Below are 12,477 nucleotides of genomic sequence, written 5' to 3' on the forward strand. Positions count from 1 at the left end.
GGCGCGATCATGAGCTGTGTTGCGCAATCGTTATGGTGGGAGCGCGTCCACGCGGCTAGCGGGAACCCGCCAACCACGCGCGTACGCGGCCCTCCTCGGCGTCGAGCACCGTGCGGAGCGTCGCCACCGCGGCCTCCTCGACCGCCGCACCGAACAACGGGATGGAAGCCGTCACGGTGCCGTCGTACGTCACCGTGCACCCCTCCGGAGCCTCGGCCAGCGAGACGGTCCCCGACATGCGCACGGGCGTGCCCGTGATCTCGACGGCGACGGTCCCGAACCACCGGCCCGGCTGCGGGGGCTCCCACACCTCGACGTGACGCACCTCGAGGCGTGAACCCACGAACGCACGGACCTGCGCGGGGATCTGGGTCGCCGGCATGGTCCGACGCAGCGTGATCGTCAACGAACCGTCCGAGGCCGGGTCCACCACGCTCCCCTCGACGGTCGTCGACTCGACCGACGCGCGGTACACGACGAACTCCTCGTCGGACATGAGCTCCATGAGCTCGTCCGGACGGACGGGAAGGCTCTGCTCGACGGACAGACGCACGGTCGCTCCTCGATTGCGGGGCTCGGTCAGCACGAGCCTAGTGCGTGGACACCCGCGCGGCACGGACTGGCGGCCCGCCTCGTTACGCTGGCCTGGTGTCCACGATGAGCGACCTGATCTCCCGCCACGGCGACCTCGACCCGGTCGACGTCGACTGGCTCCACCTGCTCGTCGGTGACTGGCAGGTCATCTCCGACCTCGCGTTCGCCGACCTGGTGCTCTGGCTGCCGACCCGTGAGGGCGACTTCGTCGCGATCGCGCACTGCCGCCCCTCGACCGGAGCGACCGTCCACTACGACGACATCGTCGGCTCCCGCCCGCCTGCCGGTCAGGTCGCCTGGCTCCGGCGCGCCCTCGACGAGGTGCGGTCCCAGCGCGAGCGCGAGCCGCGCTGGCTCGGCGCGTACGCCGTGCGCGAGGAGGCCGTCCCCGTCGTCCACGAGGGCCGGCCGCTCGCCGTCCTCGTCCGGCAGACGTATCTCGGTTCCGGCCGCACGCCCAGCCGGCTCGAGCTCAACTACGTCGAGGCCGCCGACGGCCTGCTCGGCATGATCCCGCGCAGCGAGTTCCCGCACCCCGACTCGGCCGCCGGGCCGCGTCGCGGCGCGCCGCGCGTCGGCGACGGGCTGGTCCGCCTCAACTCCGAGGGCGAGGTCCTCTACGCGAGCCCGAACGCCCTCTCGTGCTTCCACCGCCTCGGGGTCCTCGGCCCGCTCGTCGGGGAGTCCCTCGTCGAGGTGACTGCGGACCTCGTGGAGCAGAAGGCCCCCGTCGACGAGTCGATGCCGCTCGTCATGATGGGCCGGGCGCCGTGGCGCACGGAGCTCGAGTCCTCCACGGTGTGCCTCTCGGTGCGCTCGCTGCCGATCACCGAGGACGGCCGCCGCATGGGCGCCGTGCTGCTGTGCCGCGACGTCACGGAGGTCCGGCGTCGTGAGCGCGAGCTCCTGACCAAGGACGCGACGATCCGCGAGATCCACCACCGCGTGAAGAACAACCTTCAGACGGTTGCAGCTCTGCTGCGCCTGCAGGCCCGCCGCATGAACGTCCCCGAGGCGCGGGCCGCGCTCGAGGAGGCGATGCGCCGCGTCGACACGATCGCGCTCGTGCACAACTCGCTGTCGCAGACGATCGACGAGGAGGTCGAGTTCGACGACATGCTCGGACGCGCGCTGCGCCTCGCGGCAGACATCGCGTCGGCGGACACGTACGTGCGCACGGTCTCGACGGGCACGTTCGGCAAGGTCTCGGCGGAGGACGCGACCGCGCTCGCGCTCATCCTCACCGAGCTCGTGACCAATGCTGTCGAGCACGGGTTCGTCGGGCGGTCGTCGGGGACCGTGACGATCGACGCGCAGCGCGAGGGCGCGCACCTCGTCGTGCGCATCGCGGACGACGGCGTCGGGCTCGAGGGTGGCACCGCCCCGGGCTCCGGGCTCGGCACGCAGATCGTGCGCACCCTCGTCAGCAACGAGCTGCGCGGCTCGATCGACTGGCACGAGCGACCCGAGGGCGGGACCGAGGTCGTCGTCTCGGTCGACCTGCGTGGGGCCCGCCAGGACTAGGGCGGCGCGCGCGGCCGATGCCCGCGTCAGGCGCCGCTCGCGACGTCGGCGATGACGCGTGCGAGGTCGGCCGGGCGGCTCCACATGGGCCAGTGCCCCGTCGGCAGGTCGATCATGTCCACCTGCGACAGTCGGCTGACCTCGGAGAACATCGGGTGCCCGCTGTTCGCGAGCTCGAGCACCTGCTCGACCGAGATCGAGCAGCACACGAGAGTGGTCGGCACGTCGTGCCGAGCGTCGTTCGCGAGGTCGACAGGTGTGCGGACGACCGCCGCAGGCTGCGGCACGGCGCGCGCCCGGAACCGTGCGAGTGCGGCCGCGTCGAGCCCCTCGAGGCTCGCCCGTGCGCCGAGGACGTCGAACGGGGGCAGGGGCACAGCGGCCACCTCCTCGGGGAGGTTCGGGGCGAGCACGCTGCCAGGCGCGACCGGCCCGCTGTCGACCCACACCACGTGACCGACCGCCTGTGGGTTGCGGTCTAGCACGAGGCTCACGGGCAGGTTGGCACCGCTGTGCGCCACGACGACGGGCAGCTTGCCTGCCGCGTCGGCGGCGAGGGCGGCCTCGATCGCGGCGGCCTGCTCGTCGAGAGTTCGTCCTGACCGGTCCGGGTCGTCGCTGTCCAGTCCCGGGAGGGTCAGTGGCACGGCTCGGTGACCGAGTGCGTCCAGGCAGGCCGAGACCTCGTCCCACGCCCAGGCGCCGAGCCAGTGGCCGGCGATCATCAGGATGGTCGGAGCGTTCTGGGGTGTCGTCATGGCTCGATGCTCGCAGCGGCTGACGACAACGGTGTGTCACCATCTCTGTCATGATCATCGGATCGCGCGGGTGAGGGAGAGCGCGGCGTGAAGCGGGCGGAGCGGCTGCACGCGCTGTCCGAGATGCTGCGGCGCAGCGGTCGCCGGGGGTGCAGCGCCGAACGTCTCGCGGCCGACCTCGGAGTCTCCGTGCGGACGATCAAGAGGGACCTGGCCGCTCTCGACGCGGCCGGCGCGCCCGTCTGGTCCCGACCTGGACCCGGGGGCGGCTACGGACTGGTCGATGGCGCCAACCTGCCGCCCGTGAGCCTCTCGCCGGCTCAGGCGGTCGCGCTGCTCGCTGCCGTGTCGGCTGCGCGTGACGCGCCGTTCGCCGACCTGGCCGCGACGGGCGTCCGCAGGATCCTCGACGTCCTGGACCCCGTGACGCAGGCGCGGGCCGAGCAGCTCGCGGGGCGCATCTGGGTGGACTCCGCCCGTGCGTCGCGCCGCACGTGGTCGGCGCTCGAACGAGCGATGGCGGAACGGCGGGTCGTGCGGATCCGCTTCGTGGCGCGTGACGGAGCCACGACCACGCGCGACGTCGACCCCGTCCTCTTCGCTCAGGCCGCCGGCGGCTGGTACCTGATCGGGTGGTGCCGTCTTCGCGACGCGATGCGCTGGTTCCTCGTCGAACGGATCGAGCGCGCGAGCGTGACGGCGACCCCGTGCGACGAGCATCCCGTCGCCGATGTCGGTGTTCCTCCGGCAGGCGCACGACCGGTCCATGACGGACCGCACGTGCCGCGGTCCCGGTAGCAGGTGCCGAGACCGGTCGGGTGCCGTAGCGGGCCGGACGACGGACGAGGCCGGACGACGAACGAGGCCGGCCCCGCCATGCGGGACCGGCCTCGTCGGACGTTCGTGCGGAGGGCTCAGCCAGCGCGGCGAGCGCGCGCCGTGCGGCGCTTGAGCGCGCGGCGCTCGTCCTCGGACATGCCGCCCCAGACCCCCGCGTCCTGTCCGGACTCGAGCGCCCACTTGAGGCAGGTGTCGACGACGTCGCACCGGCGGCAGACCGCCTTCGCGTCATCGATCTGAAGGAGCGCCGGACCGGTGTTGCCGATGGGGAAGAAGAGCTCGGGGTCCTCGGTCAGACACGCGGCGCGGTGACGCCAATCCATGGGTACTCCTCGAAATGTGGACGCTCCTGGGCACAGTCCTGCCCAAGGGCTCCAACGGTGGGGGAAAGTTGCGGCGACGAAAGATCGACCTCATCAAGGTTCACACCGCGGCGGCCTGATGACAAGAGTGTCGCGGGGAATATCTTGCACCCGGACGTGAGGGTTTTGTCACAGACCACAAGCCTTTACAGCGGCGCTTGTGCGTTCCCCTAGGGTGGGACCGTGCATCGATCACCGCTCGACGAGCCCACCGCTGGCCCTGCTGTGCCGACCGCGCTGCGCGTCGTGCTCGCAGCCGTGCTCGTCGAGGTGGCTGCCCTCGTCGCGGCGGGAGGCTTCGCGATCGTCGAGCTGGCGCGCGGCATCGGCGCGGTCGGGGTCAACCTCTTCCTCGCCGCGTTCGCCTGGGGCATCGCGGCCGTGCTGTTCGCGGCCACCCGGGGCCTGCGGGCGGGGCGCCGCTGGGGGCGCTCTCCCGTGATCACGTGGCAGCTCTTCCAGGTGGTCATCGCGATCACCTGGCTGCAGGCGGCGGTGAACCCCTTCGCGATCGTGCTCCTCGTGCTCGCTCTCGGGATCGTCGTCGGGCTCCTGCTCCCGTCGGTCGTCGAGGCGACCACGCGCGACGCGCGCACCCCCGAGGCCTGACCCCGGCGGTGCGGTCCGCACCGCCGCGCTGAGCTCACGCTCCCGCAGCGACATCGTCCCGGTCGGCGGGCTCCGGCTGCGCGCCCAGGTCCGTCCGGCCGCCCGCGTCCGTCCGGCCGCCCGCGTCCGTCCGGCCGCCCGCGTCCGTCCGGCCGCCCGCGTCCGTCCGGCCGCCCAGGACCGGCTCGACGAGCTGGACCGGCTCGACGAGCTGGACCGGCTCGACGCGCCGCCCGTGCACGAGCGCGCCACGCCCGGGACTGCTCGGTCCCGGCTCGGTCGCGCGGCCGAGCGGGCTGCCGAGGACGTCCGCGCTTCCCGGCTTCCCAGGGTCCAGGACGATCCCCGTGCGGCGCGCTCGTGCCGTCGCGAGCGGCCCGCGGGAGGCGCCGAGCGCAGCGCCGGTCGCCGCCGTGAGCACCGCTCGCGCGACGGCAGGGCCGGTGAGGAGCCGTTCGATCTCGACCGGCGCGGTCTGCGCGAGGAGCGGGACGTCGTCGACCACCACGACGAGATCGCGAACGGCACCCGACGCCGCACCCTCCTCGAGCTCCGCGACGAGCCGCGCGAGGTCTGCCGGCGAGCCTCCGGTCACCCGGCGGGTCGTCCGCACCGCGAGGAGCGGGCCGTCGAGAGCGACCGCGACGACCCGGTCGGGGCCGTGCCGGGCGACCAGCAGCTCGGCGAGGTGCGCGGCGGCGGCCGAACGGCCCGAGCCGGGCGGGCCCACGACGAGGGCGCCCCGGCTGACGTCGAGAAAGCGCACGTCGCCGTCGTCCCCACCCATCCCGACCGGGAGGTGCCACGGGCCCGGCGAGTCCTGCCCTGTCCGCGCTCGCCACGTCGCGAGCGCATCGTCGAGGTCGCGCCCACGGACGCGCGCTGGGACCGGGGCGAGCCGCAGCGGAGCCCGGGGCGCGAGAAGCGCGCTGTCGGCCGCAGGAAGGCCAGCGACGTCCCGCACCGCGGTGGCGGTGGCGGGGACGGGCCGGGGGTCCCGCCAGGACCCCGGCAGCAGGACCTGGGCGAGGAGCGGCCCGCCGGCCCCGAACCAGACGGCGCGACCGGGCGTCCCGCCGAGCCCGGCGAGCGCGGTCGGCACGCCGCGGGAGACGTCGGCGGACCTGCTGCGGTCGCCGAGGACCAGCCGCGTGCCGATGTGCGCGGCCAGGGTGCCGGGCAGCGCGCGCGACGCCGCGAGCGCGAGGTGCACGTGCGTGCTCCGGGCGAGCGCGACGAGCAGGTCCGCCCCCGTCCCGCGGTCGACGAGCGTGAGCGCAGCGAGCACGGACTCGAGGTCGTCGACGAGCAGTAGCGTCGGGTGCCCGCAGGGCGAGCGCGCGAGCCGGTCGAGCAGGTCTGCGGCACGGCGCGGGTCGTGACCGTCCACGACCGTGCCGACGCCGGGGCCGTCGACGTCGGCCAGGGGCGTCCCGAGCGCGTGCACGTGCCAGCCCTGGGCGAGCGCCTGCACACCGAGAGACCGCAGGGCCGTGGTGCGTCCGCTGCCGGGCCCGCCCTCGACGGCGACGTGCCCGTTGCGGGCAGGGTCCCAGCGGACGAGAGCGCGCCGTTGTTCGGCAGGGACGTCCGCGAGCGCGACGGCGAACCCGGCGGGGTTCGCGTCCGCCGCCCCGTCCACGTCCTCGAGAGTGACGCGCTCGGGCAAGCCGGGCAGCCATACGCGGCGCGGTGGCGCCTCGCCGGTGAGCCGTGCCGCCGCCTGCGCGGCAGCGACGAGGGATCGCAGGACGTCGTCGGGCGCGGTCGGCGGAGCGATCGGTCGGACCGGGCGCGTCCCCCACGCGGGGAGCCGCCGGACGTCAGGCCCGGCGACGGTCGCCGCGCTCGCGGCGTGGGCGACCTGGACGGTGCGTGCGCCGGCGCGGCTCGTGACGACGACGGCGCGGCCGGGCGCGCTCGCGGGCAGCTCGGCGGCGCGGGGCGTGTCGACGACGTCGCGCGACTCCGCGGGATCGTTGACGCGCAGCGCAACACGCAGCCCGAGGTTGGCGCGCATGTCCGCGTTGACGGCGCCCCCCGGGCGCTGTGTCGCGAGCACGAGGTGCATGCCGAGGGAGCGCCCCTGGGCAGCGAGGCGCAGGAGCGACGGCACGAAGTCGGGGAGGTCCTGGGTCATCGAGCGGAACTCGTCGACGACGACGAGCAGCCTCGGCACCGGCTCGTCGCCCGGGCGCGCGAGCGCGCGGTGCTCGTCGAGCGTCGTCGCGCCGGAGGCGGCGAACAGTGCCTCGCGGCGGTGCATCTCCGCCTGCAGGCCCGTGAGGGCTCGCGCCGCGAGCCCGGGCTCGAGGTCGGTGACGATGCCGACGACGTGAGGCAGGTCGGCGCACGCGCCGAACGACGCGCCGCCCTTGTAGTCGATGAGCGCGATCGCGAGCTCCGAGGGCGGGTGGCTGAGGGCGAGGCCGCACACGAGCGTCTGGAGCAGCTCTGACTTGCCTGCACCGGTCGTCCCGGCGACGAGACCGTGCGGTCCGTCGCGGGTCAGGTCGAGCTCGAGGAGCTCGGGCGGTCGGTCGGGGATCGCGGCGAGCCCGAGCGGGGTGCGCAGGCCGGGCGCCGGGCGGTGCCAGCGGTGCGTGACGGCCTGTGCGATGGCCTCGCGGTCCTGGGCCGTGGGCAGGCCGAGCAGGCCTGCGAGCGGGACGACGGCGGGCAGCGCGCCTCCCGTCCCGGCGCGACCTGCGAGGTGTCGGGCGACGTCGTCGGCCCACGTGGCGTCGACGCCCGGGCCGCCGACGCGGCCCGCGCACCACGCCGGCACGTCCGGCTCGTCGGCGATGAGCAGGAGCGACGTGGCGGGAGGTGCGTCGGCCCACCACCGGCTGAGCGCACCGTCGTCGAGGTCGCGTGCGCGGACGACGACGAGCGCCGGTCCGTCGGCGTCGCGCCCTCGCGACGTCGAGAGGGTGGCGGGCCCGGCGACGCTCGCGCCCGGCAGCCAGCGGCACCAGGACCATGCCGCGCGGGCGTCGGTGGTGGCGACGACGATGTGTCCGCGCGGGTGGGCCGCCGACCATGCGCACACGTGCGCGCGGGCACGGCGCACGGCGTCGGGGCCTGTCGCGGCGGTCGCGCGAGCAGGGGGAGCGGTCGCGGGACCGGGACCGAGGGTCGCGTGGTCCGCGGGCGCGCCGAGGAGCGCGTCGAGCAGGGCGGCGGGCTGGTCCCGCAGCGTCGGCCAGGGGACGGCGCCGAGGTCGACGAGCGGGTCGCTTCCGCCGTGGTCTGCGGTGGCGGGCAGCGGCAGGTCCGGGAGGAGTCGGGACGGCTGGCCCGCCGTCGCCCGGGTCGGGGCGCTGGGCGCGTTCGCGCGGGAGCGCAGCAGGCCCTGCAGTCCGAGGGTGAGAGGGCCGGCGAGCGCGAGGAGCGCGTAGGCGGGGCGGCCGGTCATGAGCGCGAGCGCGAGGCCTGTCACGGCGGGTGCGACGAGGATCGCCCAGGCCGGCCCCGCGGTCCGCCCGCTGTCAGGGGCGGGGACGCGTGGGGTCACGACGGCGACGTGCCGCGCGCCGCCAGCCTGCCACGCCAGGGCGCGACCGGGGCGCAGCAGCACGGGTCTGCCGGTCCAGCGACGCGCGCGCCCTCGCGCGGTGCGTATGCGCAACCCGCGACTGCTGGGCCGACGCCCGGCGGTGTCGCTCCGTCGCACGTCGCTGCCACGAGGGCCGGTCGCTGGGGCACCACGCTCGCTCCGCCGCGCAGTCGTCCCGAGCCACGAGCCGGCCCTCGTGGGAAGCGCGAGACGCCGGACGACGATGCCGCGCTGTCCGGGCGCCGCCCGCACCCGCGGCGCGCCGGGAAGCTCCGCGAGAGAGTCCGCTGCGAGCACGAGCCCCGAGTGCGGCCCGTCGACGACGTGCCACACGTGCGCGTCGTCGTGCGCGCGCCTCGCAAGCTCGACGGCGCCGAGCCGCAGGCCCACCGACGCCGCGCGGTCCCCGGTCTCCGGCGCCAGGCCGGTCTCGATGCGTGCGCCGTCCAGCAGCGGTGCGTGCCCCGTCAGGGAGTCGGCGTCGAGCGGCGTGGCTCCGCAGCGGAGCGGCACGTGCAGGAGGTCGGATCGGCCGAGGGTCCGCGCGAGCGTGGGCCGCAGGTCGGCCAGCCGGATCCCCGCGTGGACCTCGACGTCCTCGTCGGGGGCGAGGGTCAGGCGGACGTACGACGGCGAGGGCCCGGACCGCGGGGGAGCGGGACGGCCGATCGGGGACAGCGGGGAGCGTGGCACGGGACCTAGCGTGCGTGCAGGTCCCGGGAGCGACGACGCCGGGCCCGCAGCCGGTGGACGAGGTCCACCGGTCCACAGGCCCGGCGTCGTGCGGTGGCGGCGTCCGTCAGTCGACGGCGAGCGCCTCTACGGGGGAGGTGCGGGTCGCGCGGCGCGCCGGGAGGACCGACGCGACGAGCCCGGCCAGGACGGCGACCACCAGGACGAGACCGAGGTCGCGCCACGGCACCGCGAGGGCGATGTCGCCGAACGTGCCCAGCGCGGCGGCCGAGCCGGCCCAGCCGTACACGGTGCCGAGCACCACGCCCAGGCCCGTGCCGACCAGGGCGATCAGCAGACCTTCGACCGTGAGGGTCAGGCGCAGCTGCTTGCGGGTCAGGCCGATCGCACGGAGCATGGCGTTCTCCCGCTGCCGCTCGAGGACCGACAGGGACAGCGTGTTGGTCACTCCGATGAGCGCGATGAACACGGCGACCGCGAGGAGGCCGACCACGACCGCGAGCAGCGCGTCGATCACCTGGTCGAACATCGCCCGCTCGACGACGGGACCTGTCGTCCACACGCCGAGGTCGTCCACGACGTCCTGGATGTCGGCGACCGTGCTCCGGGGGTTCTCCGGGTCGGCGACCCGGACCAGGAGCGAGTTCGTCACGGCCCCCGGGTCGAGCTTGAGCAGCGTCGCGGTGGTGACGGCGATCTCGAGGCCGGCAGGCATGGACGGCACGACCTGGACGGTGAGGTCGGCGGTGGCACCGCCGGCACCCACCAGGGTGACCTTCTGCCCGTCCGTGACGTTCGAGCCGGACGCCCAGTTCTTGCTGATCACGAGCGCGTCGTCGGTGAACGGTGCGAGGTCCGTCGTGTCCCGCATGACCGTGGCTGCGGTCGCCGGGTCGATCGCGTCGATGATCGGCCGTGCCTCGCCGTCGCCCATCGCGACGTCGAACGGGACGTCGTCGCCCTTCGCCTCCACGAGGCCACGGGTGATGGTGGCGGTCGCGGTGACGCCGTCGACGGCAGCGATCTGGGAGGTGACCCCGGCGTCGAGCTGGGTCGTGTTCTTGCCGTCCGCGCTGAGCTGGTGACCGCCGAGGACGGCGACGTCGACCGAGTAGCGCTCGTCGAACGACGCGTTGAACGTCTGGCGTGCGCTCTCGGCACCCGTCGTCATCATGACGACGAGCGTGACGCCGATCAGCAGGGCCGTGCTCGTCGCCGCGGTGCGGCGCGGGTTGCGCAGCGTGTTCGCCGTGGCGAGGCGCGCGCTCGGGCCGGTCCTGGCGGCGAGGCTGCCGACCCAGGCGGTGACCTTCGGGATCCAGAACACGGATCCGACGGCGACCCCGACGAAGCTGAGCGCCCCGCCCGGGATGCCCACGAGGAGCCCGATCATCGGCTCCCTCATGAGGCCTGCGGCGGCGCCGAGACCGAGCATCACGAAGCCGGTCACGGTCATGAGGGTCGCCGTGACGAGGCGACCGGTCGAGCCGTGTCGCACCGACGGGGCGTCCGCCGGGCGGAGCGCGGCGAGGGGCGCGACGCGGGTCGCGGCACGTGCGGGAGACGTCGCGGCGAGGACGGTGACGAGCAGGCCGGCGAGGAGCGGCACGGCGAACACGGCCACGGACACGGGGACGACGGTGGGTAGGGGCACGCCGACGTCGCGCGTCGAGAGCACGCTGAGCGTCACCTGGGCGGCGCCGAGGCCGAGCGCGATGCCGGAGAGCGACGCGAGGAGGCCGAGGATCGTCGCCTCGAGGAGGACCGACGTGCGCAGCTGCCGCTTGTTCGCGCCGACGCAGCGCAAGAGCGCGAGCGTGCGGGTGCGCTGCGCGACGAGCACCTGGAACGTGTTGGCGATGACGAGCCCCGCGACGATGAGCGCGAGCGCCGCGAACGCGAGGACGACGTACGTGACCGTGTGGGCGTCACCCGTGAGCTGTCGGGCGATCTCGCCCGCCTGCTCCTGGAGCGTGCGGGCCACGACCTGACGGCCGTCGGTCGACAGGGTCGACTCGATCGTCTGGGCGACCTCGGCACGGTCGGCGTCGTCGGCGAGGGTGAGTCCGACGGCGTCGGCCGGCGCCTGCTCGCCCCCGTTGTAGGAGACGAGCCAGCGGTCCACGTCAGCCTGGCTGGCCATGACGGCGCCGCCCTCCATCGCGAACGCACCGTTCGGGTCGTCGAGGATGCCGACGACGGTGAGCGTCTCGGCGCCGGCCGCGTCGGAGCCGTCCGTGGCGATGGCGGGCGTCGTGACGGTGCCGCCGACGGTCGCGCCGAGGCGGTTGGCCATGTCGACCGGCAGTGCGACCTGGCCGGGGCTCGTGGGCAGCGCGCCGCGGAGGACGACCTGGGCGTCGAGGCGCGGGTCGCTCGCGGTCGGGACGACGCGCGCCCAGATGTTGCGCTTGTCCGTCTCGAGCTGGACGCCGAGCTGAGCGTGGACGGCCGTCGCCTTGACGCCGTCGACTGCCGCGACCTTGGCGACCTCGTCGGGGGTGAGACGATCGCCGAGGCCGACGACGACGAGGTCGGACTTGGCGTACACGGCGGCGATCGCGTCGGTCGACGTGCGGGTGATCGTCTCGCCGGCGACGAGGGTCGCGGCGACGAAGGCGGTCCCGATCATGATGGCGACGCCGGCGGCGACCAGCCGGCCGACGCTCTTGCGCATCTGGGAGAGGGTGAGGCGGATCATCGGCGCTGCCCCCCTGCGGCAGCGTCGACGCCCTGGGGCGCGGTGGTGACGGTGTCGAGCGACCGGAGCGCGTCGAGCCCGGCGAGGACGGACTCGGGCGTCGGGTTCGAGATGTCGCCGGCGATGCGGCCGTCGGCGATGAGGATGACGCGGTCGGCGTACGCGGCGGCGGCCGGGTCGTGGGTGACCATGATGATCGTGCGGCCGAGCTCGCGCACGGAGGTGCGCAGGAAGCTGAGGACCTCGGCGCCGGAGCGCGAGTCGAGGTTGCCGGTGGGCTCGTCGGCGAAGACGACGTCGGGCTTGGCGATCAGCGCGCGGGCGATCGCGACGCGCTGCTGCTGGCCGCCGGACAGCTCGGACGGCCGGTGGTCGAGGCGGTCCTGGAGGCCGAGCGTGTGGACGAGCGTGTCGAACCACTGCTTGTCGAGCTTGGTGCTGCCGAGGTCGAGCGGCAGGGTGATGTTCTGCTCGGCCGTGAACATGGGCAGGAGGTTGAACGACTGGAAGACGAAGCCGAGGCGCGTGCGGCGCAGGTTCGTCAGGCCGTCGTCGTTGAGGCTCGTGATCTCGGTGTCGCCGAGGAACGCCTGGCCGGCCGACGCGGAGTCGAGGCCTGCGAGCAGGTGCATGAGGGTCGACTTGCCCGAGCCGGACGGGCCCATGATCGCGGTGAACTGACCGCCGGTGAAGTCGACGTCGACGTGGTCGAGCGCGACGACCTGGCTCGCCCCGGAACCGTAGATCTTGGTGAGGGACCGGGCGCGCACCGCGGCGTCGTGCGACAGTCCCGTCGCGCTGGGGGCGGGGGTGGTCTGCATGGGTCGTTCTCCCTGA

At 74.5% G+C, this 12,477-nt stretch carries 9 protein-coding genes; 3 read left to right on the forward strand and 6 right to left on the reverse strand.

Going from position 1 to position 12,477, the window contains the following annotated elements; translation table 11 throughout:
• Positions 1 to 55: 55 nt before the first annotated feature.
• The gene (locus tag ATL41_RS11465; protein WP_098458588.1) at positions 56 to 553 is read right to left on the reverse strand and encodes a DUF2505 domain-containing protein; all 498 of its coding nucleotides are present in this window, start codon (positions 551 to 553) and stop codon (positions 56 to 58) included.
• 104 nt (positions 554 to 657) lie between these two features.
• On the opposite strand from ATL41_RS11465, the gene ATL41_RS11470 reads away from it, so the two are divergent.
• A complete protein-coding gene (locus ATL41_RS11470) occupies positions 658 to 2,118 on the forward strand; it encodes a sensor histidine kinase (RefSeq protein ID WP_098459076.1) in 1,461 nt (486 codons plus the stop codon).
• A 26-nt stretch (positions 2,119 to 2,144) separates the two neighbouring features.
• Here the strand turns inward: ATL41_RS11470 and ATL41_RS11475 are convergent, their stop codons facing one another.
• Positions 2,145 to 2,876, reverse strand: a complete 732-nt coding sequence (locus tag ATL41_RS11475; RefSeq protein WP_098458589.1) for an alpha/beta fold hydrolase — start codon at positions 2,874 to 2,876, stop codon at positions 2,145 to 2,147.
• Positions 2,877 to 2,963: 87 nt separating this feature from the next.
• On the opposite strand from ATL41_RS11475, the gene ATL41_RS11480 reads away from it, so the two are divergent.
• Entirely contained in the window at positions 2,964 to 3,674 is a 711-nt protein-coding gene (locus tag ATL41_RS11480; RefSeq protein WP_098458590.1) for a helix-turn-helix transcriptional regulator, read from the forward strand.
• A 116-nt stretch (positions 3,675 to 3,790) separates the two neighbouring features.
• Here ATL41_RS11480 and ATL41_RS11485 read toward each other — a convergent pair whose 3' ends face one another.
• On the reverse strand, positions 3,791 to 4,039 hold the full coding sequence (locus tag ATL41_RS11485; protein WP_098458591.1) for a WhiB family transcriptional regulator: 249 nt from the start codon (positions 4,037 to 4,039) through the stop codon (positions 3,791 to 3,793).
• A gap of 222 nt (positions 4,040 to 4,261) precedes the next feature.
• On the opposite strand from ATL41_RS11485, the gene ATL41_RS11490 reads away from it, so the two are divergent.
• Positions 4,262 to 4,687 carry a hypothetical protein gene (locus ATL41_RS11490; protein WP_245854796.1) on the forward strand — a complete coding sequence of 142 codons (426 nt, stop codon included), beginning with the start codon at positions 4,262 to 4,264 and terminating at the stop codon, positions 4,685 to 4,687.
• Positions 4,688 to 4,721: 34 nt separating this feature from the next.
• On the opposite strand, the gene ATL41_RS11495 is transcribed toward ATL41_RS11490, so the two are convergent.
• The 3 genes from ATL41_RS11495 to ATL41_RS11505 all read right to left on the reverse strand — a co-directional run bounded on the left by ATL41_RS11495 (position 4,722) and on the right by ATL41_RS11505 (position 12,461).
• Positions 4,722 to 8,939, reverse strand: coding sequence for an FtsK/SpoIIIE domain-containing protein (locus tag ATL41_RS11495; protein WP_098458592.1), 4,218 nt, complete (start codon positions 8,937 to 8,939; stop codon positions 4,722 to 4,724).
• 106 nt (positions 8,940 to 9,045) lie between these two features.
• The gene (locus ATL41_RS11500; protein WP_098458593.1) at positions 9,046 to 11,640 is read right to left on the reverse strand and encodes an ABC transporter permease; all 2,595 of its coding nucleotides are present in this window, start codon (positions 11,638 to 11,640) and stop codon (positions 9,046 to 9,048) included.
• Positions 11,637 to 12,461 (reverse strand): ABC transporter ATP-binding protein, encoded by an 825-nt coding sequence (locus tag ATL41_RS11505; RefSeq protein ID WP_098458594.1) that lies wholly within the window; start codon positions 12,459 to 12,461, stop codon positions 11,637 to 11,639. Before ATL41_RS11505 ends, ATL41_RS11500 begins: the two co-directional genes overlap by 4 nt.
• Positions 12,462 to 12,477: the final 16 nt, after the last annotated feature.

It is taken from the genome of Flavimobilis soli (genome assembly GCF_002564025.1).
Lineage (GTDB): Bacteria > Actinomycetota > Actinomycetes > Actinomycetales > Cellulomonadaceae > Flavimobilis > Flavimobilis soli.